General features: G+C 64.2%; 25 protein-coding genes. 18 read left to right on the top strand and 7 right to left on the bottom strand.

The features are described 5' to 3' along the window. Window positions 1-11 precede the first annotated feature (11 nt). The 4 genes from XI04_RS00690 to XI04_RS00675 all read left to right on the top strand — a co-directional run bounded on the left by XI04_RS00690 (window position 12) and on the right by XI04_RS00675 (window position 3,096). Window positions 12-368: a c-type cytochrome gene (locus XI04_RS00690; RefSeq protein ID WP_028142703.1), complete on the top strand. Its 357-nt coding sequence runs from the start codon at window positions 12-14 to the stop codon at window positions 366-368. Continuing rightward, a complete protein-coding gene (locus tag XI04_RS00685) occupies window positions 365-1,294 on the top strand; it encodes a substrate-binding periplasmic protein (RefSeq protein ID WP_212475579.1) in 930 nt (309 codons plus the stop codon). The genes XI04_RS00690 and XI04_RS00685 overlap by 4 nt, the downstream gene beginning before the upstream one ends. Window positions 1,295-1,560: 266 nt before the next feature. Next, window positions 1,561-2,550, top strand: a complete 990-nt coding sequence (locus tag XI04_RS00680; protein ID WP_028142705.1) for a Bug family tripartite tricarboxylate transporter substrate binding protein — start codon at window positions 1,561-1,563, stop codon at window positions 2,548-2,550. 120 nt (window positions 2,551-2,670) lie between these two features. After that, entirely contained in the window at window positions 2,671-3,096 is a 426-nt protein-coding gene (locus XI04_RS00675) for a hypothetical protein (protein ID WP_212475577.1), read from the top strand. A gap of 88 nt (window positions 3,097-3,184) precedes the next feature. Here the strand turns inward: XI04_RS00675 and XI04_RS00670 are convergent, their stop codons facing one another. Then, complete coding sequence (locus tag XI04_RS00670) at window positions 3,185-4,153, bottom strand: helix-turn-helix domain-containing protein (protein WP_018320733.1); 969 nt, start codon at window positions 4,151-4,153, stop codon at window positions 3,185-3,187. A 511-nt stretch (window positions 4,154-4,664) separates the two neighbouring features. On the opposite strand from XI04_RS00670, the gene xoxF5 reads away from it, so the two are divergent. The 7 genes from xoxF5 to XI04_RS00635 all read left to right on the top strand — a co-directional run bounded on the left by xoxF5 (window position 4,665) and on the right by XI04_RS00635 (window position 12,577). After that, entirely contained in the window at window positions 4,665-6,467 is a 1,803-nt protein-coding gene (xoxF5, locus tag XI04_RS00665) for a lanthanide-dependent methanol dehydrogenase XoxF5 (RefSeq protein ID WP_028142707.1), read from the top strand. A gap of 111 nt (window positions 6,468-6,578) precedes the next feature. Further along, window positions 6,579-7,067 carry a c-type cytochrome, methanol metabolism-related gene (locus tag XI04_RS00660; RefSeq protein ID WP_028142708.1) on the top strand — a complete coding sequence of 163 codons (489 nt, stop codon included), beginning with the start codon at window positions 6,579-6,581 and terminating at the stop codon, window positions 7,065-7,067. Between the two features lie 60 nt (window positions 7,068-7,127). After that, the gene (locus XI04_RS00655; RefSeq protein ID WP_018320736.1) at window positions 7,128-8,237 is read left to right on the top strand and encodes an S-(hydroxymethyl)glutathione dehydrogenase/class III alcohol dehydrogenase; all 1,110 of its coding nucleotides are present in this window, start codon (window positions 7,128-7,130) and stop codon (window positions 8,235-8,237) included. A gap of 32 nt (window positions 8,238-8,269) precedes the next feature. Further along, complete coding sequence (gfa, locus tag XI04_RS00650; RefSeq protein ID WP_212475575.1) at window positions 8,270-8,833, top strand: S-(hydroxymethyl)glutathione synthase; 564 nt, start codon at window positions 8,270-8,272, stop codon at window positions 8,831-8,833. A gap of 644 nt (window positions 8,834-9,477) precedes the next feature. After that, window positions 9,478-9,930 carry a (2Fe-2S)-binding protein gene (locus XI04_RS00645; protein WP_212475573.1) on the top strand — a complete coding sequence of 151 codons (453 nt, stop codon included), beginning with the start codon at window positions 9,478-9,480 and terminating at the stop codon, window positions 9,928-9,930. 1 nt (window position 9,931) lies between these two features. Continuing rightward, window positions 9,932-12,244 carry a xanthine dehydrogenase family protein molybdopterin-binding subunit gene (locus XI04_RS00640; protein ID WP_271610405.1) on the top strand — a complete coding sequence of 771 codons (2,313 nt, stop codon included), beginning with the start codon at window positions 9,932-9,934 and terminating at the stop codon, window positions 12,242-12,244. A 72-nt stretch (window positions 12,245-12,316) separates the two neighbouring features. After that, window positions 12,317-12,577 carry a hypothetical protein gene (locus XI04_RS00635; RefSeq protein ID WP_028142711.1) on the top strand — a complete coding sequence of 87 codons (261 nt, stop codon included), beginning with the start codon at window positions 12,317-12,319 and terminating at the stop codon, window positions 12,575-12,577. A gap of 232 nt (window positions 12,578-12,809) precedes the next feature. On the opposite strand, the gene XI04_RS00630 is transcribed toward XI04_RS00635, so the two are convergent. From XI04_RS00630 to XI04_RS00615, 4 genes are all read right to left on the bottom strand, one after another. After that, window positions 12,810-14,537: a methanol/ethanol family PQQ-dependent dehydrogenase gene (locus XI04_RS00630; RefSeq protein ID WP_028142712.1), complete on the bottom strand. Its 1,728-nt coding sequence runs from the start codon at window positions 14,535-14,537 to the stop codon at window positions 12,810-12,812. Window positions 14,538-14,654: 117 nt separating this feature from the next. Then, the gene (locus XI04_RS00625) at window positions 14,655-15,308 is read right to left on the bottom strand and encodes a QcrA and Rieske domain-containing protein (RefSeq protein WP_028142713.1); all 654 of its coding nucleotides are present in this window, start codon (window positions 15,306-15,308) and stop codon (window positions 14,655-14,657) included. 263 nt (window positions 15,309-15,571) lie between these two features. Then, on the bottom strand, window positions 15,572-16,036 hold the full coding sequence (locus tag XI04_RS00620; RefSeq protein ID WP_038973413.1) for a group III truncated hemoglobin: 465 nt from the start codon (window positions 16,034-16,036) through the stop codon (window positions 15,572-15,574). Window positions 16,037-16,312: 276 nt separating this feature from the next. After that, window positions 16,313-17,164, bottom strand: coding sequence for a 3-hydroxybutyryl-CoA dehydrogenase (locus XI04_RS00615; RefSeq protein WP_095427042.1), 852 nt, complete (start codon window positions 17,162-17,164; stop codon window positions 16,313-16,315). A gap of 358 nt (window positions 17,165-17,522) precedes the next feature. On the opposite strand from XI04_RS00615, the gene pstS reads away from it, so the two are divergent. The 3 genes from pstS to XI04_RS00600 all read left to right on the top strand — a co-directional run bounded on the left by pstS (window position 17,523) and on the right by XI04_RS00600 (window position 19,881). Next, a complete protein-coding gene (gene pstS, locus XI04_RS00610; RefSeq protein WP_038973414.1) occupies window positions 17,523-18,578 on the top strand; it encodes a phosphate ABC transporter substrate-binding protein PstS in 1,056 nt (351 codons plus the stop codon). 236 nt (window positions 18,579-18,814) lie between these two features. Then, entirely contained in the window at window positions 18,815-19,186 is a 372-nt protein-coding gene (gene arsC / locus XI04_RS00605; protein ID WP_049801793.1) for an arsenate reductase (glutaredoxin), read from the top strand. After that, window positions 19,183-19,881 (top strand): ABC transporter permease, encoded by a 699-nt coding sequence (locus XI04_RS00600; protein ID WP_028142716.1) that lies wholly within the window; start codon window positions 19,183-19,185, stop codon window positions 19,879-19,881. Before arsC ends, XI04_RS00600 begins: the two co-directional genes overlap by 4 nt. Here the strand turns inward: XI04_RS00600 and XI04_RS00595 are convergent. Then, complete coding sequence (locus XI04_RS00595) at window positions 19,855-20,664, bottom strand: extracellular solute-binding protein (protein ID WP_271610404.1); 810 nt, start codon at window positions 20,662-20,664, stop codon at window positions 19,855-19,857. The genes XI04_RS00600 and XI04_RS00595 overlap by 27 nt on opposite strands. Before the next feature lie 162 nt (window positions 20,665-20,826). Here XI04_RS00595 and XI04_RS00590 point away from each other — a divergent pair, with 162 nt between their 5' ends. Next, the gene (locus XI04_RS00590; RefSeq protein ID WP_028142718.1) at window positions 20,827-21,114 is read left to right on the top strand and encodes a hypothetical protein; all 288 of its coding nucleotides are present in this window, start codon (window positions 20,827-20,829) and stop codon (window positions 21,112-21,114) included. A 62-nt stretch (window positions 21,115-21,176) separates the two neighbouring features. Here the strand turns inward: XI04_RS00590 and XI04_RS00585 are convergent, their stop codons facing one another. Next, entirely contained in the window at window positions 21,177-21,641 is a 465-nt protein-coding gene (locus XI04_RS00585) for a hypothetical protein (protein WP_271610403.1), read from the bottom strand. Between the two features lie 167 nt (window positions 21,642-21,808). Here XI04_RS00585 and XI04_RS00580 point away from each other — a divergent pair, with 167 nt between their 5' ends. The 3 genes from XI04_RS00580 to XI04_RS00570 all read left to right on the top strand — a co-directional run bounded on the left by XI04_RS00580 (window position 21,809) and on the right by XI04_RS00570 (window position 25,930). Continuing rightward, on the top strand, window positions 21,809-23,053 hold the full coding sequence (locus XI04_RS00580; RefSeq protein ID WP_271610727.1) for a hypothetical protein: 1,245 nt from the start codon (window positions 21,809-21,811) through the stop codon (window positions 23,051-23,053). 64 nt (window positions 23,054-23,117) lie between these two features. Beyond that, window positions 23,118-23,390, top strand: a complete 273-nt coding sequence (locus tag XI04_RS00575; RefSeq protein ID WP_038949233.1) for a TonB-dependent receptor plug domain-containing protein — start codon at window positions 23,118-23,120, stop codon at window positions 23,388-23,390. Window positions 23,391-23,926: 536 nt separating this feature from the next. Then, a complete protein-coding gene (locus XI04_RS00570; RefSeq protein WP_271610402.1) occupies window positions 23,927-25,930 on the top strand; it encodes a putative bifunctional diguanylate cyclase/phosphodiesterase in 2,004 nt (667 codons plus the stop codon). Window positions 25,931-25,933 lie beyond the last annotated feature (3 nt).

Below are 25,933 nucleotides of genomic sequence, written 5' to 3'. Positions count from 1 at the left end.
TCCACGGCATGATGCTGAGAAAGCCATCTCACAGGACGGCGGCGGTCCTCGCCGCCGTCGCGGGGCTGACGGTCGCGCTTGCGGCGACCGTTCGCGCCGCGGACGACGCAACCGGCAATCCCATGCAGGCACAGATCGACCACGGCAAGTCGACCTATGCTTCGAAATGCTCGCACTGCCATGGCCCCAATCTGATGAACTCCGGCACGATCACGCCGGACCTGCGTGCCATCCCCGACGACAAGACCCGCTTCATCACCACAGTGAAGAACGGCAAGAACAACAAGATGCCGCCGTGGGGCGATATCCTCAACGACGAGGAGATCGGCTCCCTCTGGGCCTTCATCTCCAGCCGGAGGAAGCCATGAGGGGCCGGCGTGCTGCATGGAGCATTGCGGCCGTTCTTTCGACGATGGCGTCGGTCGCTGTTGCGGCCGACGATCCCCTGAAGATCTGTCTCGACGAGGACCGGCCGCCGTTCTCGATGCACCACCGCGGCAAGCCGGATGCCGGCTTCGACGTGCTGCTTGCGCAGGCAATGGCTGAGCGGCTCGGACGGAAGCTGACGATCCAGTGGTTCGAGAGCAAGCTGGACGAGGATTCGAGCCCCCAGCTCGAGGCCAACGCGTTGCTCTCGGATCGCCGCTGCTCGCTCGTCGGCGGCTACGCGCTGACGCAGGATTCGCTCGTCGCCCCCGGGATGAAGACGGCGCGCTTGCCTGACTTCGCCGGGGCCACGCGCGACGATCGGAGGCGCCGCGTCGCACTCGGCGTGCTCGCGCCGAGCCAGCCTTACGTCTATTCGCCGATGACGGTCGTGCTCGGGCCGAAGGCAAGCGGGCGCAAGATCGGCGACATCGGCGATCTCGCAGGCCTTCGTCTCGTCATCGAAAGCGGCTCGCTCGGCGACGCCATCCTGATGACCTTCGACAAGGGACGGCTGATCGACAACATCACCCATCTCGTCCCCGGCCGCGACGATCTGCTGGGCGCACTCCAGCGCGGCGACCATGACGCGACGCTGATCGACCTCGGCCGCTTCGACGCCCATCGCGCCGCGCATCCGGACACGGCGATCACGTCGTCCGGATACTATTATCCGATCGGCGCCAATCGCGGCTATGTCGGACTGGCCAGCGATGGCGCGCTGATCGACGCCGTCAACAAGGCGCTGACGGGGCTCGCGGCCGAAGGCAAGATCGCAGAATTCGGCAAGCAGGCTGGGCTCACCTACCTGCCACCGCGCGAGCCTGCGATCCTGGGCGATGTCTGGATGAAGATCATTCAGCGGTGATTGGAAAGGCTCTGGTGTCCCGGACGCGCTGCAACGCCCCTCAGCGTTGCGGCGCAGAGCCGGGACCCATGCGGCATAGCTTGCGGTCGAGGCATGGGACCCGGCTCAGCAGCGCACCGCTGAAGGAGCACTGCGCTGCGTCCGGGGCACAACGCCGCGCCCACCATGCCCCACTCTGTCCGACGGAATGCGCCAATCTGTCTCGCTCGCCGGCCATGGCGGCGCCAGCCTGATGCAGTAGGTTCGGCCAAAATCAGGAGGGAATCATGACCGCCAAATTCGATCGCCGCCACTTCGTCGCCGCCGGTACCACCGCACTTGCGATGCCCTTCGTCATGCGCGGCGCCTCGGCGCAGGCCGCGTGGCCGTCGCGGCAGATTCGCATGATTTGCAGCTATCCCGCCGGCGGGCAGACCGACCTGCTCGCGCGCGCCTACGGTGAGTTCATCTCAAAGCAGGTCGGCAAGACCGTCGTCGTCGAGAACAAGCCCGGCGCCTCCGGCGCGATCGGCACGGCCGAGGTCGCTCGCGCCGAGCCCGACGGCCACACCATGCTGTGCTCGATCTCGACCACCTACATCATGAACCGGGTGGTGATGAAGAATCCCGGCTACGACATGGACAAGGATTTGGCGCTCGTCAGCGTCATTCCGGGCGCCGGCCTGTTGCTGGTCGCGAACCCCAAGACCGGCGTCAAGACGCTGGAGGATTTCGTCGCGTTCGCACGCAAGAGCGGCAAGGTGAATTTCGGCACCTATAGCGCGGGCTCGGCCCCGCACATGACGATCAACGAACTCAACAAGCAGTATGGCCTGTCCATCGAGCCGGTCCATTACCGCGGCGAGGCCCCGATGTGGACGGGGATGCTCGAAGGCACGCTGGATGCCGCGATGGGCAGCTACACGGCGGCGCAGTCGGTCCTGCAAAGCGACCGCGGCACCGTGTTCGCGGTGCATTCGAAGAAGGTCGACGCGATCCCTGCTATCAAGACCCTTCCGGAGCAGGGCGCGACCTCGAAATTCTTCACCGTGAGCGGCTTCTCCGGTTGGGCCGTGCCGAAGGCGACGCCGCAAGCGGTCGTCGACCGCCTGGCGGAGCTCTGCGTTGCCGCCAACAACGATCCGAAAGTGAAGGAAGTTCTCACGACCTTCGTGCTCGAACCCGCAATCGGCTTCAAGGAGAGCAACGCCCTGTATCAGCGCGAACTGCCGATCTGGATCGAGAGCGCGAAGTCTCTCGGCCTCGAGCCGGCTTGAGGCCTGGCACGGCGTGCACGGCCCGTAGACCAAAGCCTAGTGTCGGAACGGCATTTTCCCGCTATGATTGTGCGTCGCTGTCGAAGGATAGCAACCGCACGAGCTAGAAAGGCCGATCGCATGACGCCGGATTCGCTCGCCGTGGCCGCCATGATCATCCTGCTCTTTCCGATGGGTTATTTCACGCTGGCTTCGCCCGCCTTTCTGCTGGTGAAGCTCGATGTCCGGCCCGTCGCACTGTTGCTGCGCGGAATGTTCAATGCCCATTTCCTGGTGATGGGCGCAGCCGGGATTATCGGGACCGTGGCCTTCCTGCTCGCTGGCCAGCTCGTCTTCGCGACGGTCGTCGGCCTGCTTGCAGCTCTGGCGATCAGCGGCCGCCGTCGGTTCATGGCGCGGATGGACAATCAGCTCAGCGCCGGCGATGCCGGCGACACCGAGGCCCCCCGTCGGCTGCGACGGCTGCATTGGAGCGGGATGCTGTGCAACGCGGTCCTGCTTGCCGCGCTGCTGGCCAGCATTCCCTACATTTCGACGGCTGCTTGATCGGCAATTGCTGCGTGAGCGGCACTGAAACCGCCGGAGCTGCCTCGGCGCCCGCCTAAAGCATGATCCGGAAAAGTCGCATCGCGCTTTAGTGCTCGCCCGAACTCGCGGTGGCCTGCTGCGCCTTGTGGATCGAGGACGGCACCACGCCGAAATATTTCCGGAACACCCGGCTGAAATGCGATGAGCTGGAGAAGCCCCAGGAGAACGCGACGTCGGTGATGGTCTTGCCGGCGTGGGCCTCGAGCTCCTGGCGGCAGTTCTGCAGGCGCGCCTGCCAGATGTAGTCGCTCACCGTGGTGCCGCGCTCCGAGAACAGCATATGCAGATAGCGCTTGGAGCAGCCGAGCTCGGTCGAGATCTGGTCGATGCACAGATCCGGGTCGCGCAGGTGCTCGCGGATGAAGAACTGCGCGCGCACATACATCGCTTCCGGCCCGACACGGTCGAACATCGTGTCGGCTTCGCGCAGCGGCAGCAGCAACAGGTCGATCAGCGAATCGGCGACGCCGACCGCGCTGTTTGCCGACAGCTTTGCCGCCTCGTCGAAGGTCGCATGAACGAAATCGTGGGCGATCCGCCCCGTCCCTGTCTTCGACGACAGCTTGCAGGCGGGCATCCGCTGCGACGGGAATCCGCGGTCGCGCAGCAGCGCCTTCGGCACGATCACGACGTCGTGACGGGTGAAGGCCGGGCTGATGATCGAATGCGGGCAGGAGACGTCATAGGCGATGATGTCGCCCGGGTTGATCTCGATGTGGCGGCCTTCTTGCTCGAAATAGGACACGCCGTAAGTCTGGAAGTGAATCTTGATGTACGGATGCTCGTTGGCCTTGGCGCGCGCCAGCGTGTGGGCAATGCGATGCTGACTCACTTCGATCTGGCAGAGCTTCAGGCGCGAGACGCTGGTGTAGTCGATGCGGCCCTCGAGCGAGGACGCCTCCAGCGGATCGACGTCGAAATGCCCACACAGGCTCGTCAGCCCGTCGATCCAGCTCTGGATCTGGCGCTTCGGCGTCATGCCGGTCGTCGAGAGCGTGTGAATGGTGTCGGACATTAATCCAGCCACTGGTTTGATCCGGAGAGACGCGAATCGCGACCAGCGCTGCCGGAGCCCTCAGCCGTGATTGCGTGACGTTTACCTCGAATTTGAGCGGTCTTTTGGCACGAGCGCCATCGTTCCATTGCCACCCTTGAAACTTAATCCTCCGCCTTAGTTGCAGCGCCGTCAAGGGGAACCTGAGCGTTGAAGGCACTGCAAAAGCGATGCGGAAGCCGCTGAATTCGCTACTGCAAAATCAAAATCTTCGCGTCCGTGCGCTATGAAGCAAACCGGCTTCTCTCTTGGGCAAGTTTCCCGATGACGAAGTCGTTAGGGATTGCGGCAGGAACAACAAGAACGGGCCGCTCCTGCACGTGGACCCGTGGCTCTCATCAGGAGGAGGAAACAGCACAGCATCGTTTCTGGTCCCAATCGTGACCGCCCTGCACGAGCAGACGCCGGACGAGAAGCCCGGTGAATCAGTATTGCTTCGGAAACAATAAACGAGACCAACGGAGGAATAACTATGCGCAAGGTGCTACTGGCGACCTTTCTTGGCTCCGCGGCGGCGCTCGCCGTCGGGGGCGCCTCAGCCAATGACGAGCTGGTCAAGATGTCGCAGAACCCGAAAGACTGGGTGATGCCGACCGGCGACTACGCCAATTCCCGCTATTCCAAGCTCAACCAGATCAACGCACAGAACGTAGGCAAGCTCCAGGTGGCCTGGACCTTCTCGACCGGCGTGCTGCGTGGCCATGAAGGCGGCCCGCTGATCATCGGCAACATGATGTACGTCCACACGCCGTTCCCGAACAAGGTCTATGCCATTGACCTTTCCAACGAGAACAAGATCGTCTGGAAGTACGAGCCGAAGCAGGATCCGAACGTCATCCCGGTGATGTGCTGCGATACGGTCAACCGCGGCCTGGCCTTCGGCGACGGCAAGATCTTCCTGCATCAAGCCGACACCACCCTCGTCGCGCTCGATGTCAAGACCGGTCAAGTTGCATGGACCGTCAAGAATGGCGATCCGAGCAAGGGCGAGACCGGCACGTCGGCCCCCATGGTCGTCAAGGACAAGGTGCTGATCGGCATCTCCGGCGGCGAGTTCGGCGTCCAGGCCCATATGTCGGCTTACGATATCAAGACCGGCAAGCTGGCATGGCGCGGATATTCGGAAGGACCGGACAACCAGCTCCTGGTCGACGACAAGACCACCGCGCTCGGCAAGCCGATCGGCAAGGATTCCAGCCTGAAGACCTGGCAGGGCGATCAGTGGAAGATCGGCGGCGGTGCCACCTGGGGCTGGATCTCCTACGATCCCGAGCTGAACCTCGTCTACTACGGATCGGGCAACCCCTCGACCTGGAATCCGAAGCAGCGTCCCGGCGACAACAAATGGTCGATGACGATCTGGGCGCGTAACCCGGATACCGGCGTCGCCAAGTGGGTCTATCAGATGACGCCCCACGACGAATGGGACTATGACGGCGTCAACGAGATGATCCTCTCGGACCAGTCGATCAACGGCCAGCCGCGCAAGCTGCTGACGCATTTCGACCGTAACGGCCTCGCCTACACCATGGACCGCACCAACGGCGAACTGCTGGTCGCCGAAAAGTACGATCCGAAGGTGAACTGGACCTCCGGCGTCGACATGGACAAGAACTCGCCGACCTACGGCCGTCCGAAGGTGCTCGACGCAGCTTCGACCGACAAGGCGGGCGAGGACGTCAACGTGAAGGGCATCTGCCCGGCCGCGCTCGGCACCAAGGACGAGCAGCCGGCAGCCTACTCGCCGGACACGCAGTTGTTCTACGTTCCGACCAACCACGTCTGCATGGACTACGAGCCGTTCAAGGTGAGCTACACCGCGGGCCAGCCCTATGTGGGCGCGACGCTCTCGATGTATCCGCCGGCGGGTGAAACCCACATGGGCAACTTCATCGCCTGGGACGGCAAGACCGGCAAGATCGTCTGGTCGAACAAGGAGCAGTTCTCGGTCTGGTCGGGTGCGCTCGCAACCGCCGGCGGCGTGGTGTTCTACGGCACGCTCGAAGGCTACCTGAAGGCGGTCGACGCCAAGTCCGGCAAGGAGCTCTACAAGTTCAAGACTCCCTCCGGCATCATCGGCAACGTCACCACCTATGAGAACGGCGGCAAGCAGTATGTCGCAGTGCTCTCCGGCGTCGGCGGCTGGGCCGGCATCGGTCTGGCGGCAGGCCTGACCGATCCGACCGCAGGTCTCGGCGCGGTCGGTGGCTACGCGGCTCTCAGCAACTACACGGCACTCGGCGGTACGCTGACCGTGTTCGCGCTGCCGAACTAGGCCCATCAGCATCGCTCCGGCGCGTGGAATCAACCCCACGCGCCGGCTCGTCTCCCCCGGGCTCCTTCGAGGATGAATCTCTTGCGTAAAATCTGCTCTGTCATTGCTGCGATGATCTTGGTTGCGTCCGGAGGAATTGCGGTCGCGGACGGTCCGGGCGATCCGACCGCCGTGAAGAAGGAAGACGACGGAAAGTGGCTCGATAAGGACGGCACTCCGACCTACAAGATTTCCGACGGCACCGTGGACTGGTTCACCTATTCCGGATACCGCCGCTATCACTCCGACTGCCACGTCTGCCATGGGCCTGACGGCATGGGCTCCACCTACGCGCCGGCGCTCAAGGATTCCGTGAAGACCATGAGCTATGGCGACTTCCTCGGCGTCGTCGCCTCCGGTCGCAAGAACATCTCGACCGCGCAGGAGAATGTCATGCCCGCCTTCGGCGATAATCCGAACGTCGCCTGCTACATGGACGATCTGTACGTCTATCTGCGCGCCCGCTCCACCGAAGCATGGGGCCGGCAGCGTCCCTCCAAGAAGGAGGAGAAACCGGAGGCCTACACCAAGGCGGAAGAGGCCTGCATGGGCCATAAATGAACGTTGCCGAGGCTGCCGAGACCACCTCTTGGCATCTTGCGAGAATTTGAGGAGCTACCAATGAAGACACGTGCCGCCGTCGCTTTCGAAGCCAAGAAGCCGCTCGAGATCGTCGAGCTCGATCTGGAAGGACCGAAGGCCGGCGAAGTCCTGGTCGAGATCAAGGCGACGGGCATCTGCCATACCGACGCCTACACGCTCGACGGCTTCGACAGCGAGGGAATTTTCCCGTCGGTCCTGGGACATGAGGGCGCAGGCATCATCCGCGAGATCGGTCCTGGCGTGACCTCGGTGAAGCCGGGTGACCACGTCATCCCGCTCTACACGCCGGAATGCCGGCAGTGCAAAAGCTGCCTCAGCCAGAAGACCAATCTCTGCACCGCGATCCGCGCGACGCAAGGCAAGGGCGTGATGCCCGACGGCACCAGCCGCTTTTCCTACAAGGGCAAGCCGGTCTACCACTACATGGGCTGCTCGACCTTCTCGAACTTCACCGTGCTGCCGGAGATCGCGGTCGCCAAGATCCGCGAGGACGCCCCCTTCGACAAGAGCTGCTACATCGGCTGCGGCGTCACCACCGGCGTCGGCGCCGTCGTCAACACCGCGAAGGTCACGCCGGGCTCCAACGTAGTCGTGTTCGGCCTCGGCGGCATCGGCCTCAACGTGATCCAGGGCGCCAAGATGGCCGGCGCCGACAAGATCATCGGCGTCGACATCAACGACTCCAAGGAGGATTGGGGCCGCAGGTTCGGCATGACCGAGTTCGTCAACCCCAAGAAGATCACCGGCGACATCGTCCAGCACCTCGTCGGCCTCACCGATGGCGGCGCCGACTACACTTTCGATTGCACCGGCAACACCACGGTGATGCGCCAGGCACTGGAAGCCTGCCATCGCGGCTGGGGCACCTCGATCATCATCGGCGTTGCCGAATCCGGCAAGGAGATTGCCACCCGCCCGTTCCAGCTCGTCACCGGGCGCAACTGGCGCGGCACGGCCTTCGGCGGCGCCCGCGGCCGCACCGACGTGCCGAAGATCGTCGACTGGTACATGAACGGAAAGATCCAGATCGATCCGATGATCACCCACGTGCTCAAGCTCGAGGAGATCAACAAGGGCTTCGACCTCATGCACGAGGGCAAATCCATCCGTTCAGTCGTCGTCTACTAGCTCGAAAGCGTCACCCCAAGGAGGATCGACCCATGACTGTTGCACTCCATCCATCGATCGACAACGGCCTCAAACAGGGCAGCGGCAGCTTTGCCGGCGGCACGCTGGCCTGCAAATGCACGGACCATCAGGTCAAGGTCGGCATCAAGGGCGACGTCGCCCACAATCACGCCTGCGGCTGCACCAAATGCTGGAAGCCGCAGGGCGCGACGTTCTCCGTCGTCGCCGTGGTGCCGCGCCAGAACGTCACCGTGCTCGAGAACGGTGACAAGCTCCAGATCGTCGATCCCTCCGCAGTGATCCAGCGCTACGCCTGCAAGGCGTGCGGCACCCACATGTACGGCCGCATCGAGAACAAGGGCCACCCGTTCTACGGTCTCGACTTCATTCATCCCGAGCTGTTCCAGGAGCAGGGCTCGCAGGCGCCGCAATTCGCCGCCTTCGTCTCCTCGGTGATCGAAGCGGGCGTGAAGCCGGAGCAGATGGCGGGCATCCGTTCGCGGCTGAAGGAAATCGGGCTCGAGCCCTATGATTGCCTGTCACCAGCGCTGATGGACGCGATCGCGACCCACGTCGCCAAAGCCAAAGCGGCCTGAACAAGGCCGCCTGAGCAAGGCGGTCGGACGTTCACGATGCCCTATCCGCTCGCTGGCCTCGATCAGTGCCAGCGAGCCGGACGGGCCCGGCTCCGGGACAGTCGCGGCGATGCCGCCGCCCCTGCAAGCTACGCGTATGCGAGCGTGATTGGCTCCCTCAGTCCTGGTCTCTGAATGACTGCGCAGCGCCGCCAACTTCCGTCTTGAAGTTCCCGGCCCCTGCGTTTCTCCCTCCCTCGACTGAGGCACCTTGCTTCGTCCGCGCAGTCTTTCTGGCGGACGAAGCTTTTTTCATCGCAACCCCTGTTTGCGAACGCCCGGTCCACGCGGCGCGATGACGCGCCCTGCTTTTGACAAACCGTCGATGCAATCTTTTTCCGGTGAGAACACCCGGCTGTGAACGCCGGGCCGGCGCGACCTCTGCTACGATCGCGCCGTCACGATGCCGCACAACGTTCAATCAATTAAGAACAAAAACGGGAGGTATCGAGCACATCCAGACATCGCCATCGGCGTTCCTGCCTCCCTCCGGGATTTGCCCGCGCGGGACGACGGCGGGCTGTGGCGCGACTAGGCACGAACCGGCGCCGACCGGCGTCGACGAGTTTTGAATTTGGCATGCTTATGAAGAGCGAGGGACGATCATGATCAAGGTGAAGATCAACGGCCAGGAACAGAGCTGGGACGGCGACCCGGATCTCCCGCTACTCTGGTTCCTGCGTGACGAAGCCGGGCTGACCGGCAGCAAGTACGGCTGCGGCCAGGCCCTGTGCGGCGCCTGCACCGTCATCGTCGACAAGCAAGCCGTGCGCGCCTGTATCACGTCGGTCAACGACGTCGCCGGACGCGAGGTCACCACGATCGAAGGGCTGCATCCGAACGGCGATCATCCGGTGCAGAAGGCCTGGCGCCAGGTCAACGTGCCGCAATGCGGCTTCTGCCAGGCCGGTCAGATCATGCAGGCCGCCGCGCTTCTGATGGACAATCCAAAGCCGTCGCACGACCAGATCCGCCAGTCGATGTCGGGCAACATCTGCCGCTGCGGCTGCTACCAGCGCATCGAGAACGCGGTCCATCTCGCATCGACGGGGGTGTGACATGAATTTCATCGACAATCCCGGCAAGCTCCGTGGCTTCGAAAAGAACATCAAGATCGAGAAGGTCTCGCGCCGCAGCATCCTGAAAGGGCTCGGCATCACCGGCGGCTTCGTGCTCGCCGCACCCGTGATGTCGCGCCAGGCATTGGCCTACGAGACCGGCGCCGGAAAGATGCCACACGGCGTCGTGGTGGATCCGCGCGTGTTCGTTTCGGTCGCGCCCGACGGCATCGTGACCATCGTGGGTCACCGTTCGGAAATGGGCACCGGCGTCCGCACCTCCCTGCCGCTGATCGTGGCCGAGGAGATGGAGGCCGACTGGTCCAGGGTCAAGGTGCAGCAGGCCCATGGCAACGAGGTCAAGTTCGGCAACCAGGACACCGACGGCTCGCGCAGCACGCGGCATTACCTGATCCCGATGCGCCAGATCGGCGCCTCCGCCCGCACCATGCTGGAGCAGGCCGCGGCGAAGCGCTGGGGCGTGCCGGCGACCGAGGTCAAGGCTGTCAATCACGAGGTCGTCCACAGCACCAGCGGCCGCAAGCTCGGTTTCGGCGAGCTCGCCGCCGACGCCGCCAAGGAATCGGTGCCTGCCATCGAAGGCCTCAAGCTGAAGGATCCCCGGGATTTCCGGTATCTCGGCAAGGGCCAGGTCGGCATCGTCGATCTCCACGACATCACCACCGGCAAGGCGATTTACGGCGCCGATGTGCGGCTGCCGGGCATGAAATATGCCGTGATCGCCCGCCCGCCGGTAACCGGCGGCAAGCTGGTCTCGTTCGATCCCGATGCGGCGCTGAAGGTCGCCGGCGTCGAGAAGGTGCTGAAGGTTCAAGGCTGGCCATGGCCGTCCAAATTCCAGCCGCTCGGCGGCGTCGCGGTGATCGCGCGCAACACCGGCGCGGCGATCAAGGGCCGGGATGCGTTGAAACTGGTCTGGGACGACGGCGCCAATGGCAAATACGACTCCGTCGCGTACCGCAAGGAGCTCGAGGAGGCCTCGCGCAAGCCCGGCCTCGTCCTGCGCAAGGAGGGCGATGCGGACGCTGCCCTGAAGGGCGCCGACAAGGTGATCGTCGGCGAGTACTACGTCCCGCATCTTGCTCATGTCAGCATGGAGACGCCGGTGGCGGTCGCCGACGTCAAGGGCGACAAGGCCGAGATCTGGGCGCCGGTGCAGAGCCCCGGCGGCACCCGCGAGGACGTCGCCAAGACGCTCGGCATTCCCGAGGCCAACGTCACGGTCAACGTCACGCTGCTCGGCGGCGGATTCGGGCGCAAGTCGAAATGCGACTTTGCACTCGAGGCCGCGCTGCTCTCGAAAGAGCTCGGCGCACCGGTGAAGGTGCAGTGGACGCGCGAGGACGACATCCATAACGGCTTCCTGCATACCGTCTCGGTCGAGCGGATCGAGGCCGGCCTCGACAAGAGCGGCAAGGTTGTTGCCTGGCGCCATCGCAGCGTGGCCCCCAGCATCGCCTCGACGTTCGCTGCCGGGACCGTGCACCAGGCCCCGTTCGAGATCGGCATGGGCCTCGTCGACATGCCGTTCGAGATCGCCAACATCTCGTGCGAGAACCCGGAAGCCGCGGCGTTCACCCGCATCGGCTGGTTCCGCTCGGTCTCGAACATCCCGCGCGCCTTCGCGGTGCAATCAATGGTCGGCGAGATCGCGCAAGCCACCGGCCGCGACCAGAAGGAGACGCTGCTCGCGCTGATCGGAAGCCCGCGCATCGTCAAACCGGAGGTGAAAGACCTCTGGAACTACGGCGAGCCCCAGGAGAGCTACCCGATCGACACCGCGCGCCTGCGCAAGGTGGTCGAACTGGTCGCCGAGAAGGGTGAGTGGGGACGCAAGGTACCGAAGGGCCACGGCCTTGGCATCGCAGTGCACCGCAGCTTCGTCAGCTACATCGCGACCATCGTCGAGGTCGCCGTCGACGACAAGGGCAAGCTGACGGTGCCACGGGTCGACACGGCGATCGATTGCGGCACCTATGTCAACCCCGAGCGCATCGCCTCGCAGATCGAAGGCGCGGCGATCATGGGGCTGAGCCTCGCCAAATACGGCGAGATCACCTTCAAGGATGGCAAGGTGCAGCAGAAGAACTTTGACGACTTCCAGGTCGTCAGGATGGACGAATCTCCCGTGGTGACCAACGTCTACATCGTGCCGCCCGGACCCGACACGCCGCCGAGCGGCGTCGGCGAGCCCGGTGTTCCGCCATTCGCACCGGCGCTGATCAATGCGATCTTCGCGGCGACCGGAAAACGCATCCGCTCGCTTCCGATCGGCAAGCAATTGGAGGCGTGAGACGGAACAGAGGCGCGAGACGGAACACAAGCGGTCTCGCGCCGTTTCCATCGATCTGACAGGAGCAGATCGATGACAAATATCTCAAAGGCGCTCGCAGTCTCGTTGCTGTCGGGCGCCTTTCTTGTGACCGCCTCCGGCGCATTCGCCCAGAGCAACACGACGCCACCGGCTACCGCGACGCGCCCCACCACGCCGGACCAGAACTCGCTGCCCAACGCCAACGCCCCGCCTCCCTCGACCACCCAGACCACCGGACAACACAACCCGGATCCCAAGGTTCGCGAGATGAACCAGAAGGAAAAGGACAAGGTGGAGCGTTTGGGGAAGTAGTGCTGCTTTGAGGTGTTGCATACTGACGTGCCGCACCGTCATGGCCGGGCTTGTCCCGGCCATCCACGACCTTTACCACGGCACAGAGAACGTGGATGCCCGGGACAAGCCCGGGCGTGACGATCGTGTGCGACAAGGGCGCGTCATCATACACGCAAAAATGCGGCGGACGTCGCCGTCCGCCGCATTCGCCACCCCCCTGCTGCTCCGCTTCTTTCGATCCGCCGCGGAGCTACTTCTTCAGCGCGAACACCCAGATCACGCCGCCTTGCGGCACATTGGCTTCGATGCCGATGTTGTTGGTCACCAGCGCGTCCTGGATGCGTTGCGCGTCGACGCCCCATCCCGACTGGATCGCGATGTATTGGGTGCCGTCGATCTCATAGGACACCGGCATGCCCATGATGCCGGAGTTGGTCTTCTGCTCCCACAGGAGCTCGCCGGTCTTGGCGTTGAAGGCTCGGAAGTTGCGGTCATTGGTGCCGCCGACGAAGATGAGATCGCCCGCGGTCGCCGTCACCGAGCCGAACAGCTGCGACTTCGGGAAGTTGTGTTGCCACACCTTCTTGCCCGTGGTGGGATCCCAGGCCTGCAGCTCGCCGAAATGATCCGCGCCCGGCTTCGTCTTCAGGCCGATGTCTTCCGGCTTGGTGCCGAGCCAGAGCTCGCCCGGCTTGAGCGCGACTTTCTCGCCGGTGAACCCGCCGCAGAAGTTCTCGTTGGCGGGCACGTAGACGAGGCCGGTCTTCTGGCTGTAGGCCGCCGACGGCCAGTCCTTGCCGCCCCACAGCGACGGACAGAACTCGACGCGCTTGCCGATCACCGGCTTGTGCGCGGGGTCGACGATCGGCTTGCCGCTCTCGGGCTCGATGCCCTTCCAGACGTCGGTCGAGACGAACGGCCAGCCGGCGACATAGTTGATCTTGGTCGGCGTGCGCTCGAGCACCCAGAAGATCGCATCGCGGCCCGGATGGACCAGGCTCTTGATGTTGCGGCCATCGCGCTGCAGGTCGATCAGCATCGGCGCATCGACCTCGTCCCAGTCCCAGGAATCGTTCTGGTGGTACTGGTGATAGGTCTTGATCTTGCCGGTGCTCGGATCCAGCGCAAGTACCGAGGAGGTGTAGAGATTGTCGCCGGGATGGGTCTCGCCGGGCCATGGCGCGGCGTTGCCGACGCCCCAATAGATCGTCTTGGTCTCCTTGTCGTAATTGCCGGTCATCCAGGCCGAGCCGCCGCCGTTCTTCCAGTCGTCGCCCTGCCAGGTGTCATGGCCCGGCTCGCCTTCGCCTGGAATGGTGAAGGTCCGCCACAGCTCCTTGCCGTCCTTGGCATCATAGGCCGCGATATAGCCGCGCACGCCGAACTCGCCGCCGGAGCCGCCGACAATGACCTTGCCGTCGACGATCAGCGGCATCAGGGTCATATACTGGCCCTTCTTGTAGTCCTGCACCTTGGTGTCCCACACCACCTTGCCGGTCTTGGCATCGAGCGCGACGACATGGTCGTCCGTGGTGGCGAGGTAGAGCTTGTCCTCCCAGAGGCCGACGCCGCGGCTGGTCGGGTGCAGCTGGAACAGATCGTCGGGGAGCTGCCGCTTGTAGCGCCAGTATTCGTCGCCGGTCTTGGCGTTGAGCGCGATCACCTGCCCCATCGGGGTCGCCACGAACATCACGCCGTTGTTGACGATCGGCGGCGCCTCGTGACCTTCGACGACGCCGGTGGCAAAGGTCCAGACCGGCGTGAGGTTCTTCACGTTGGAGGTGTTGATCTGATCGAGCGGGCTATAGCCGTGCCCGTCATAGGTGCGCCGATAGAGCATCCAGTTGCTTGGCTCTGGATTTTCCAGCCGCTGCGCTGTGACCGGCGCGTAATTCTCGATCGGACCTGACACGGCGGCGGTCGAGGCGAGGCAGGTGAAGGCGACGAAGCCGGACAGGTACCATTGCTTCCTGGTCATGGACGTTCCCCTTTTCATCCGTTTGAATTCTTGTGTTGAATTCTTGTCGTTCGTCCCGCCGTCCGCCCAACGGCGGATACGGCCTCTCGTGACGCGGGCGCGGGCCCGCAGCGTTCATCATCCTGGCTGCGCGCCACCTACCTTTCCGATGAAATTTCCGGCGACGCTGAGCGAGCCGTCAGCGAGCGCCACCGGCAGCGCCGCGAGCCGTCGCGGCGCCGGGCCGAACACGACCTGTGCGCCCGCACGAGGATCGTATTCGGAGTTGTGACACATGCACTTGAACACCTCCTTGTCGCCGACATCGCTCTTCACCCAGGCGGTCACGGGACAACCGGCATGCGAGCAGATCGCCGAATAGGCGATGATGCCGTCGACGGCACGCGCGGCCGTCTTCTCGTCGAGCTCGGCGGGATCGAGCTTGATGATCAGGATCTCGTTGAGCCGGGAGGCGCTGCGCACCACCGATGTCTTGGGATCCTTCGGCCAGGCATGCACCGGCGGTCCGCCGGCCGGCAGGTCGGCCGCGGTGATCAGCTTTCCCTCCTTGTCGCCTTCGGAGAAGACGAGCACATCGCCTTTCTGGGGCCGTTCGTCGGAGCCGGGCGGATCCTCATCTGCGCGCGCGTGCCCGGAACAACCGAGGCAAGCGGTGGTGGCGAGCGCACCGAGCAGGACCGTGCGCCGCGTTTGGTCGGCGCAAGCGTCGGCTTCGGGCTCCCCGGAGTTTTCGGACGATGTGGAATTGGCGGTCAGGGATGCGCGGGACATGTCCACAAGCAGGCGCTGGAACTCTGCCGAAAACAAGGCGAAGAATTGGCACCGCAGTGCATCAATATGGCTTTGCTCGCGTTGATTGAGCGACGATGAACGCATTCAAGCGCGTTTTCACAATTTCAACGTCGCGCCGCGCGAGCGGCATGATGATTTTGCAGATCAGACCGATGATGTTGGTATTGGTGCGGCGCGCTATTCGTCGCGCTGCGCAAACGCAGCGCGACGCCCCTGCATGTTTTGCAGGCAGCCGGGTCGTATCAGGACCTGAGCACGTGGCGCGGCGCGGCGATAGAACCGGCGACGGTGGCCGATGCCATCTCAAAACTGTCGGCGATGCGGCGCGCCTTGTCGATGAAGAGTGCAGCCGCCGGCGGCGGGCAGACCTCGCGCGCGGTCTGCTCGAACAGATCGAGCCAGCGGTCGAAATGATCGCCCACCAGGCTCAGCGGCAAATGCGCCCGCATCGGCGAGCCGTGATAGCGGCCGCTCATCAGCACGACCGAGGACCAGAAATCCCTGAGCTTGGCGAGATGCTCGTCCCAATTCTGCACGATCCCGAACACCGGCCCCAGCCGTGCATCTTCGCGCACGCGCCCATAGAAGCGGGTGACGAGTTCCCCGATCATCTCTTCGGTAATCCCGGTGCGCTCGATCGCATCCTGGGTCAACAGGTTCCGCCGCGCGGCCGCCGCCTCGCGCTCGGCCTTCAGTCGATCCGACATCTTTGCTTCGTCCGTTTCGTCTTTCCCTCTCCCCCTGTGGGAGAGGGTGGCTCGCCGCACAGCGGCGAGACGGGTGAGGGGTCTGCCTCCGCGTGCTCCTCAGCGAGTGAGTCTACGGCAACAACCCCTCATCCGGCGCTTCGCGCCACCTTCTCCCACAAGGGGAGAAGGGAACGCCCGCATCCATGCTGGCGCAATTCGCGACGTCCGTCTTTGTCGCAGCGCAAATTGCGGGATCCGGCGGTGGACACTGACGGCCCGCCGCCGGCGCCCTGATCAGGCGCTATAGATGTAGAAGCCCTGCCCGGTCTTGCGGCCGAGATGGCCTGCATCGACCATCTCTTTGAGCAGCGGCGCCGGCCTGTATTTAGGATCGTTGAATCCCTTGTAAAAGACCTCCATCACCGAAAGCATGGTGTCGAGCCCGACCAGATCGGCCAGAGCCAGCGGCCCGATCGGATGGTTGCAACCGAGCTTCATGCCGGCGTCGATCTCTTCCGCCGTCGCGATCCCCTCCTGGAGCGCGAAGATCGCCTCGTTGATCATCGGACACAGGATGCGATTGACGGCAAAGCCCGGGCTGTTCTTGGCGGTGATCGCCACCTTGCCGACGCGCTTGGCGAAATCGAGGGCCTTGGCGTGGGTGTCGTCGGAGGTCTGCAGGCCGCGGATCAGCTCCAGCAGCGCCATCACCGGCACCGGGTTGAAGAAGTGCATGCCGATGAAGCGGTCGGGACGATCGGTCGCCGCAGCGAGCTTCGTGATCGAGATCGACGAGGTGTTGGTCGCAAGCAGCGTGCGCGGCGACAACGTCGCGCAGAGATCCTTCAGGATCTTGACCTTGAGCTCCTCGTTCTCGGTTGCGGCCTCGATGACGAGATCGCAATCGGCAAGCTTCGCCCGGTCGGTGGTGCCGGTGATGCGCTTGAGCGCCGCCTCGCGATCGGCCGCCGACATCTTCTCCTTCTTGACCAGACGCTCGAGGCTGCCGCCGACGGTCGACAGCCCGCGGTTCACCGCCGCATCGGAAATGTCGACCATCACGACCGAGAGCCCGGCCGCCGCGCAGACCTGCGCGATACCATTCCCCATGGTGCCTGCCCCGATGATGCCAACCGTCTGGATCATTGCCTCGTATCCTTCATCCTTGCGGGCGAGCCAATCCCGGCCCGGCCCATTGTTCCTGCATCAGGCTCTAGCACCGCCGGCGGGCGCCTGCGACCCTGATCCTGCCCCTTCCTTAAAGCATCCATGGCGGGAATAAAGCCGCTGCCGGTCGCGAAAGGGCACGATTTGGCCGCCTGGCGCGCAATTTGCCTCAAATTGCGTCCCTGCCCGGCCGGGCCAGCGATCTCCCTCAATCGGACGACGCGGCGGAGCTGACGGCGTGGTGTAGTCGGCGCGCAATGGCCGCCGCGAATGCCTCGCGACGCAATTGTGAGATCGAACACATCGGCTTCGTGCCCCACCTGTTAGCGTCGCGCAAATGAAGAACCACATCGGGCTATCAATCATCCTCACCGCTCTGCTCGTCGCCACACAAGGCATGGCAGCCGAAACCAAAGGCGCCGGCTCAACCTTCGTTTCCCCCGTGATGGCGAGATGGACCGACGCGTACAAGGCCAAGACCGGAAACGTCGTCAGCTATCAAGCCGTCGGCTCCGGCATCGGCCTCGGCCTGATCAAGAAAGAAGCCGTCGATTTCGGCGCCAGCGACATGCCGCTCGACCCCAGGGAGTTGGACAGGCTCGGCCTGATGCAATTCCCGATCGTGATCGGAGGCGTCGTTCCCGTGGTCAATATCGACGGCGTCAAGCCCGGCCAGATCCGCTTTACCGGGCAAGTGCTCGCCGACATCTATCTCGGCAGGCTCAAATCCTGGAACGATCCCGCGATCGCCGAGATCAACCCCGACGTCAGATTGCCGAACGCTGCGATCACGGTGGTCCATCGCATCGACGGCTCCGGCACGACGTTCAACTGGTCGAACTACCTCGCGAAGGTCAGCCCGCAGTGGAAAGCCAGCGTGGGCGAAGGCACCTCCGTCGAGTGGCCGCTTGGCCTCGGCGGCCGGGGCAATGATGGTGTCGCCTCGCTCGTCGGTCTCATTCCCGGCGCGATCGGCTATCTCGAATACACTTACGCGCTGCAACGTCTCGACCGGATTTCCTTCGGAATCGTGCAGAACAGCGCCGGCAATTACGTCGTGCCCGACGCCGCATCTTTCCAGGCGGCCGCATCAAGCGCGGACTGGAAGGCGGAAAAGGATTTCCATCTCGTGCTCACCAACGCGCCCGGTGACGACGCCTACCCGATCACAGCGACGACCTTCGTGCTGATGCCGAAGGCGCCGAAATCACCGGAACGATCGGCAGCCGCCATCGATTTCGTCCGCTGGTCGCTGGAAAACGGAAAGTCCGAGGCCCAGACGCTCAACTACGTCCCGCTGCCGCCTGCCTTGATCGACCAGATCGAACGCTATTGGCAGCAGAGCATCGACGCTGCCCCCAGGATTTCGGCGTCGGCCACCGTCAAACGCTGAGGCTGCAACCGCGGGCGGCCGAGCCGATCCCGGATACCTCGCTCGATGAACCGCTTCCGACAGGGTCGGGAGCGGTTCGCCGCTTCCGGTTCGGGCCAGCCACGCCGATCCTTCTGGAAATTCCGCAGTGAATCGTGATCTAGTCGGCAGGAGGCCTGTTGCCGGCTCGCCACGGTGAGAATACGCGGGGGTCCATGAGAGCGGCCGAACCGCTGCAGAGCCCCGGGGACTTTCGAATGGACGTGATCATCTACCACAATCCCGAATGCGGCACGTCGCGCACGACGCTGGCGACGATCCGGAACGCCGGCATCGAGCCGCATGTGGTCGAGTATCTGAAGACACCGCCATCGCGAGCCCTGCTGCAGCAGCTCATCGCACGCATGGGAATTTCGGTGCGCGAGGCAGTCCGCGAGAAGGCTGCCCCCTATGCGGAGCTCGGGCTCGCCAACCCCGCGCTGACCGACGATCAGCTGCTCGATACGATGATGGCGCATCCGATCCTGATCAACAGGCCGATCGTCGTGACGCCGAAGGGCGTCAGGCTCTGCCGTCCCTCCGAACTGGTGCTCGATCTGCTGCCGGCGCAACAGCGTCAGGCCGGATGAACGACTTCGCACGATCCATTGGCGCGGCGCTCTCGCTGATCGGCGAAGCCGACGCCGAGCTGCTCGGCATCGTCGCATTGTCGGTGCGCGTCAGCCTGACCGCGAGCATCCTTGCCCTGCTGATCGGCGCGCCGATCGGGGCCTTGCTCGCGATCACGCGTTTCCGCGGGCGGCAGGTGATCATCGTGCTGACCAACGCGCTGCTCGGCCTTCCGCCGGTCGTGGTCGGGCTCGCGCTCTATCTTCTGCTCTCGCGGTCCGGCCCGCTCGGGGTGGCCGGACTGTTGTTCACGCCGGCCGCCATGGTGATCGCGCAGACGCTGCTCGCCACCCCGATCGTGGTGGCGCTGGTGCACCGGCCTGCGAGCCTGCTGTGGGCGGAATATGGCGACCTCGCACGGATCGACGGGCTGTCGGTCTTCCGCTGCATGGCGCTGCTGTTCGCGCTCGGCCGGACCTCGCTGCTGACGGCCTTTCTCGCCGCCTTCGGGCGCGCCATCGCCGAGGTCGGCGCCATCATCATCGTCGGCGGCAACATCCGCGGCTTCACGCGCACGATGACGACCGCGATCGCGCTGGAGACCAGCAAGGGCGACCTGCCGCTGGCACTCGGACTCGGACTGATCCTGCTCGCGCTCAGCGTCGCGGTGTCGACCGTCGCCTTCCTGCTAGTGGGACGCGTTGGGGAAAAATAGCTGCTCGCCGCCCACCTTGTAGCCGGCGATCGCCTCCTGCCCCTTCGGCGAGACCAGCCAGTCGATGAAGGCTTGCCCATCCTTCGCCTTCACGTTCGCATGCTTTGCCGGATCGACCAGCATGACGCCGTACTGGTTGAACAGCCGCTTGTCGCCCTCGGTCAGGATGGCGAGCTCGCCGCGATTCTTGAAGGACAGCCAGGTGCCGCGGTCCGACAGAACATAAGCGTTCGACGACGACGCCATGTTCAGCGCCGGGCCCATGCCCTGGCCGATCTCACGATACCAGCTGTCCTTGCCGGCACTGATGTCGACGCCCGCCTCCTTCCACAGCCGGAGCTCGGCCGCGTGCGTGCCGGACTTGTCGCCGCGCGAGATGAACTGTGCCTTCGCTGCCGCGACCTTGCGCAGCGCATCGGTGACATCCTTGCCTCCGGCGATCTTTGCGGGATCGCTCTTGGGCCCGACGACAACGAAGTCGTTGTACATGACGTCGAAGCGTTTCACGCCCTGCCCTTCGGACATGAACTTGTCCTCGGCAGCCCGGTCGTGGACGAACACCACGTCGGCATCGCCGCGCCGCCCGATATCCAGCGCCTGGCCGGTGCCGACGGCAACGACCTTCACGCTGATGCCCTCGGCCTTCTCGAACAGCGGCAGCAGATGGCCGAACAGGCCCGACTGTTCCGTCGAGGTGGTCGAGGCCACGGTGATGGTGCGCTCCTGCGCGAACGCGATGGTGGACCAGAGCAGAGCCGCTCCGATGGTGACAATCTTCCTCATGCGTCGTCCCCCAACAAACAATGAGGATCCTGAATAACCTCTGGCGATGGCGACGGGAACCCCGACATTCGGCCGCAGAGAGTTGAAGCGGTGGCGTCAAATCGGCAGGAACGGCGTTGGCGCGGGCGGATTGTATGGGGATGTAACGTCAAGGAGAATCCCATGAAAAAGATCATCTTGGCATCGGCGTGCATCATGGCGCTCGCGGCTGGTGGTGCCTTCGCGCAGACACAACCCGCTCCAGGCGCCTCCGGTCAGGGCGACGTCGGCCCCTCCTCGCGCGGCCCCGCGACCAAGGGAATGACGACCGGCAAGTCGTCGAACATGCAGAACGAGGCCAGCGACAGCAAGGGCGCGCAGCAACCATCGGCCGGCGGCACCAACACGAATAACATGGGCAGCCAGGCCGGAGGCAGCGCGGGCGGCGGCAGCGCCGGCGCCGGCAAGTAGCCGAAAGATCGAAAAATCCCGGAGGGGATCATCGGCCCCTCCCGCAGGCCGACCGGCGTCGATCAACGGCCGGGGCAATATCTCATCACGCTGCGGATCCCCTGTGGCTCCGGTTCCTTCATCCATCCGATTTCCCTGGCCAGCCAAAGCTTGTCGTCGCCGATGACATAGGCGAACGTCATGGTGTCGAAGCCTCTGGGATTGCGGACCGTGACCTCGCCGCAGGCCACCTCGATCGAACGGCCCTGCGGGTCGGATGCGGGGCTGGTCCAGGAAATGTGGATTTCCGCATTCGGCGGGATCAAATGAGCGGCGATCTTTGGCGTGAGATCATTTGCCAAGGCAGGTGCGCAGATCAATGCGGCGAGGACCGCAGCCGGATATATCTTGCGGATCACGTCTTCTCTCCTTCGCTTTCGAAGGAAGCGTATCCGTGATCGGCGCCGCAGCTCTGTGGGAGCGATCACATTGGCAGCCGGTGCACGGCGGCCTGATGACAACCGCACTTTCTCGATGATGCCTGACACATCATGCAGCCGCCCGCGCGCGGGATGCGTGGATGTTCTGCATTGGTCCTGTCTACATTGACAGGGGTGTGACGGCCGGGGCAGTTTTTCACATTGCTGGCGAATCAGCGATTGCCTCACGCCGAGTACCTCTTGGACAACTCCCAGTGCTTTCGAGACTGATATCGTTGTTGCGCCGCATCCCCGCGGTGAAATGGGCGTTCACCCGGCTTCGGCCCTTGCCGCATGGCGGCAGCATCGACGGTGCGGCGGTGGTCGCCGAACAGCCTGTCATCGTTGCCGACAACGCTGAAGCTCTTCCGGCTCTCGACACCGGCATCGGCACTGATCCGCTGCGCAGCGACGCCGCGGTCGCCGAAAACGGCACCGCCCACCCTGTCATCGCGGAAGCAGCGGCCGATGTCGCCGGCAGCGACGATTCCCTGCAGCAGGCTCCGACAGAATTCGAGCCGGTCTTGGTCGCAGAGGTTTTGGTCCCGGACGAAGCCGCCGGCGAGACGGTCGACGGTCCCAAACCAGTCGATGTTCCTGAACCCGTCATCGCCAATGATCCGCCTGTGGAGCTTTCGACGAAGCCCGAGTCCGACGCCATTGAAGCGGTCGGGGCCATCGACGTCGAGGACGAGCCGGCCAAAGCGGCCGAGCCCGTCATCAGCAGCGATCCACCTCCCGAGTTCGCGGCCGGCGTTGAGCCTGATGTGGCCGAGGAGACCTCGTCCAATCTCCAGGTCGCTTCGGTTGATGTCGCTCCGGTTGATGTCGCTTCGGTTGACGCCCCCGCGCTCGTCGTTGCCGACGATCCCTCCACCGTTGCCGTCGTGGATGTCGAGCCTGTTCTAGACGATACCCATGTCACGCTTGCCGATCGCGACGTCCCGGCGGAGCCTGTCGCTGAAGACAAGATCGACAGCGATTCCGCCTCCGGCACTGCGGTGGCAACCGAGCCGGTCGCAAGCGATCCTGCCCCTGTCGCCGCGGAGGACTCTTCCGCCGACGCCCTCGTGGTCACGCATGATGAGCCGGCTCCGGCTCTCGCGGCTCCACGTGAAGAGATTCGCAGTGCGCCGAAACTTCGCGCGAAGGCCACGGAACCTGCCGATCGCACCGCGCTGATCCGGCAGCGCTGGGCGGAAACCGGAATCAGGATGTGGAATCCCCGCCTTCACGGCACCGGCGAAGCCACGCTGAACATCCAGGGCAGCGTTGGGCTGCTGCCGCCTGCGCCCGGCGAGACGATGCCGCGCTACGACAAGCTGGAATTCAAGATGCTCGGCGGACAGATCGTCTGCGAAGGCGTCATCGTCGAGGCCCCCGCGCAGGCGAGCCATCGCAGCTTCACCCGGCTCGCCGAGCCAGGGAAGCTCGACCGGGTTCGCGAACCGGTGCGGGAACGCCAGGCCGCTCTGGCCTGATCCTTTCCGCTGCAAGCGTCGTCACGCCGTGCTAGGCTGAGGTTTCCCGGACATGGGAGATCACATGCCTGCGAAGCTGTTGCGACTGATCGTGATCGCCGCCCTCTGCGTCTCGCAAGGAGCCTTTGCGGCGTCCGGCAAACGGCCTCACCACACGCCCGCCACCGATCCCGCCGCGCCCTACAAGGCCGACCGGCTCTCCTCATCGCGCGGCGAGACAATCCTCAACACGCCCGGGCAGACCACCGTGCTGACGCGAGAAGTCCTCGACGACATGAACGCGCGGAGCCTCCGGGATGCGATGCGCTCGACCGCAGGGGTCACGATCGGACGCTAGAGCATGATCCGGAAAAGTGCGCAGCGGTTTTCCGAGAAGATCATGCTCAAACAATAAACCAAAGACCTAATCTCATCGCGCTTTGGGCTGCTCCTCGCTCAGGGGATGGATAGCCCTTCCAGATCCACTCGAGCGCCGACGGCAGCGTCTGTGCGATCGTCGACCGATCGACGTGCTTGGCGTTGCGCACGAACAGGTACTGATAGTGGTAGCCCTTCTCCGCCAGGACCTTGGCTCCCCCGCTGCGCAGCGCAATCGCATTTGGGAGGGTCTCTCCGTGTCCATCCTTCGAGGCAAGACGTTGCGGCGAAGCGCATGGTTAGCAGAGCGTAACGGCGGTTTTTGCAGGACTTCACCGCGATACGCCTGCTGCCGCAGCCCCGTATCGTTAACACAGCCTCACCATTGCACGCGTCCGGAAATGCAGCGGTAGCGCGCAACCTGCGCTGGTCTTTCGCGCAGGACCCGATCTAACGGGCCCTTTACCCACGCTATGCAAGATCGCCGCGTTTTCAGGATCCGGGGCTCGTATTTCAATGCCTGTTGCCGATTTGAAGTCTTACTTCGCCGCCGCAATGCGGCTGTTTCGCGTGCCGGCCGACAATCCCGAGCTGACGCGCGCGCAGTTCGACGCCTTCTCCAAGCAGATCCCGCTGCTCTACTTCATCCTGATCACCAACACGATCGCGGTCGCATATACCTATGTGCCGCTGGCGCCGGCCTCACTCAGCATGATCGTGCCCGGCGTATTGATCGCGGTGGCGGGCTATCGGACCTTCTGGTGGCTGCGGCAGCGCCACGTCGTCCGCAGCGACGCCGACATCCTGGGCAATCTGCGTCTCTCCAACTGGATCGCGGCACCGATCGCGGCGGGCTTCACCGTCTGGTCGTTCGCCCTCTATCCCTATGGCGATCCCTTTGCCAAGAGCCAGGTGGCCTTCTACATGGCGGTGACCGTGATCGGCTGCATCTTCTCGCTGATGCATCTGCGTTCGGCCGCGCTGATCGTGACTCTCGTCGTCGACGTGCCCTACGTCGTGTTCTACTTCGCCACGGGCGAGCCGACGCTGGAGGCGATGGCCGTCAACAATTTGCTGGTCACCGGCGCGATGGTGACGGTGCTGACCATCTACTACCGGGACTTCGCCGATCTCGTCGCCAGCCGCAAGTCGCTGCTGGCACAGCAGGCGGCGACCCAGGCACTCTCGGACGAGAACTTCCGCCTCGCCAATCTCGATTCCCTCACCGAGCTGCCGAACCGCCGCCGCTTCTTCGCCGAACTGACGAGCGCCTTTGCCGACGCCGAGCGCAGAAACGTTCGCGTCGCGGTCGGCATCATCGACCTCGACGGCTTCAAGCCGATCAACGACAATTACGGCCACAGCGTCGGCGACCGCGTCCTGATCGAGGCGGGTCGCCGCATCCGCGAGGTCTGCGAGGGCTTCGGCCCGCAACGCGTGGAATTCGCCCGACTCGGCGGCGACGAGTTTGGCCTCGTCGTCTGTGGCGATCCCGACGATGCCGATCTGGCACGGCTCGGCGAACGTATCGGCGGGCAGGTCAAGCTGCCATACCAGCTCGACACCGCCCACACCGGCCTGTCCTGCTCGATCGGTTTTGCGCTGTTTCCGGACTCCGCGACGACGTCGGAAGCTCTCTATGAATGCGCCGACTATTCGCTCTATCATGCCAAGCGCCAACTGCGCGGACGCACCGTGATCTTCTCGGGCGAGCTCGAGGCCGAGATCCGCAGCCGCGGCGTGATCGAGAATTTGCTGCGCACCTCCGATTTTGGCGCCGAGATGGAGCTGGTGTTCCAGCCGATCGTCGATGCCATGAGCGAGCACACTGCGGGTTTCGAGACGCTGGCGCGCTGGCACAGCCCGCGTCTCGGCTGGGTTTCCCCCGCCGATTTCATTCCGGCGGCCGAGCGCATCGGCCTGATCCGCCCACTGACGCAGACGCTGCTGGCGCGGGCGCTCGCGACGGCCAAGTCCTGGCCCGACGACATCCGCCTGTCGTTCAACCTGTCCGCCCACGACGTCTGTGCCGCCGAAGGCATCCTGCCGCTGATCTCCATCATCGAGAAGAGCGGCCTGTCGCCGCGTCGGATCGACTTCGAGATCACCGAGACCGCCGTCACCTTCGATTTCGTGCGCGCGCAGCAGTCCATCTCGACGCTGAAGGCGATGGGCTGCGGCATCTCGCTGGACGATTTCGGCACCGGCTATTCCTCGTTGAGCCACGTGCACCGGCTGCCGCTCGACAAGATCAAGGTCGACCGCAGCTTCGTCGCCGACATCAACGAGAATCCGGTCAGTCACAAGATCATCAAGTCTTTGACGGGCCTCTGCGACGACATGGAGATCGCCTGCGTCGTCGAGGGCGTCGAGACCCGCGCCCAGCTCGACACCCTGCGCCGGCTCGGCTGCGACTTCATCCAGGGCTATTATTTCGCAAGACCCATGTCAGCCGATGCGATCGGCGACTATCTCGCGAACGAACGCCAGCGCCTCGACGGCGCCAAGGCCGTTGCCTAGCGG

The sequence above is a fragment of the Bradyrhizobium sp. CCBAU 11430 genome, assembly GCF_028128855.1.
In the GTDB taxonomy this organism is placed as follows: Bacteria; Pseudomonadota; Alphaproteobacteria; order Rhizobiales; family Xanthobacteraceae; genus Bradyrhizobium; species Bradyrhizobium ottawaense.
Note: the sequence above shows the minus strand (reverse complement) of the source record. Positions and strands in the feature narration are given on the sequence as shown.

Excerpts from the sequence above, each read along its gene's own strand:
- XI04_RS00690 (WP_028142703.1), top strand. The coding sequence starts at position 12 with ATGCTGAGAAAGCCATCTCACAGGACGGCGGCGGTCCTCGCCGCCGTC.
- XI04_RS00685 (WP_212475579.1), top strand. The coding sequence starts at position 365 with ATGAGGGGCCGGCGTGCTGCATGGAGCATTGCGGCCGTTCTTTCGACG.
- XI04_RS00680 (WP_028142705.1), top strand. The coding sequence starts at position 1,561 with ATGACCGCCAAATTCGATCGCCGCCACTTCGTCGCCGCCGGTACCACC.
- XI04_RS00675 (WP_212475577.1), top strand. The coding sequence starts at position 2,671 with ATGACGCCGGATTCGCTCGCCGTGGCCGCCATGATCATCCTGCTCTTT.
- XI04_RS00670 (WP_018320733.1), bottom strand. The coding sequence starts at position 4,153 with ATGTCCGACACCATTCACACGCTCTCGACGACCGGCATGACGCCGAAG.
- xoxF5 (WP_028142707.1), top strand. The coding sequence starts at position 4,665 with ATGCGCAAGGTGCTACTGGCGACCTTTCTTGGCTCCGCGGCGGCGCTC.
- XI04_RS00660 (WP_028142708.1), top strand. The coding sequence starts at position 6,579 with ATGATCTTGGTTGCGTCCGGAGGAATTGCGGTCGCGGACGGTCCGGGC.
- XI04_RS00655 (WP_018320736.1), top strand. The coding sequence starts at position 7,128 with ATGAAGACACGTGCCGCCGTCGCTTTCGAAGCCAAGAAGCCGCTCGAG.
- gfa (WP_212475575.1), top strand. The coding sequence starts at position 8,270 with ATGACTGTTGCACTCCATCCATCGATCGACAACGGCCTCAAACAGGGC.
- XI04_RS00645 (WP_212475573.1), top strand. The coding sequence starts at position 9,478 with ATGATCAAGGTGAAGATCAACGGCCAGGAACAGAGCTGGGACGGCGAC.
- XI04_RS00640 (WP_271610405.1), top strand. The coding sequence starts at position 9,932 with ATGAATTTCATCGACAATCCCGGCAAGCTCCGTGGCTTCGAAAAGAAC.
- XI04_RS00635 (WP_028142711.1), top strand. The coding sequence starts at position 12,317 with ATGACAAATATCTCAAAGGCGCTCGCAGTCTCGTTGCTGTCGGGCGCC.
- XI04_RS00630 (WP_028142712.1), bottom strand. The coding sequence starts at position 14,537 with ATGACCAGGAAGCAATGGTACCTGTCCGGCTTCGTCGCCTTCACCTGC.
- XI04_RS00625 (WP_028142713.1), bottom strand. The coding sequence starts at position 15,308 with ATGTCCCGCGCATCCCTGACCGCCAATTCCACATCGTCCGAAAACTCC.
- XI04_RS00620 (WP_038973413.1), bottom strand. The coding sequence starts at position 16,036 with ATGTCGGATCGACTGAAGGCCGAGCGCGAGGCGGCGGCCGCGCGGCGG.
- XI04_RS00615 (WP_095427042.1), bottom strand. The coding sequence starts at position 17,164 with ATGATCCAGACGGTTGGCATCATCGGGGCAGGCACCATGGGGAATGGT.
- pstS (WP_038973414.1), top strand. The coding sequence starts at position 17,523 with ATGAAGAACCACATCGGGCTATCAATCATCCTCACCGCTCTGCTCGTC.
- arsC (WP_049801793.1), top strand. The coding sequence starts at position 18,815 with ATGGACGTGATCATCTACCACAATCCCGAATGCGGCACGTCGCGCACG.
- XI04_RS00600 (WP_028142716.1), top strand. The coding sequence starts at position 19,183 with ATGAACGACTTCGCACGATCCATTGGCGCGGCGCTCTCGCTGATCGGC.
- XI04_RS00595 (WP_271610404.1), bottom strand. The coding sequence starts at position 20,664 with ATGAGGAAGATTGTCACCATCGGAGCGGCTCTGCTCTGGTCCACCATC.
- XI04_RS00590 (WP_028142718.1), top strand. The coding sequence starts at position 20,827 with ATGAAAAAGATCATCTTGGCATCGGCGTGCATCATGGCGCTCGCGGCT.
- XI04_RS00575 (WP_038949233.1), top strand. The coding sequence starts at position 23,118 with ATGCCTGCGAAGCTGTTGCGACTGATCGTGATCGCCGCCCTCTGCGTC.
- XI04_RS00570 (WP_271610402.1), top strand. The coding sequence starts at position 23,927 with ATGCCTGTTGCCGATTTGAAGTCTTACTTCGCCGCCGCAATGCGGCTG.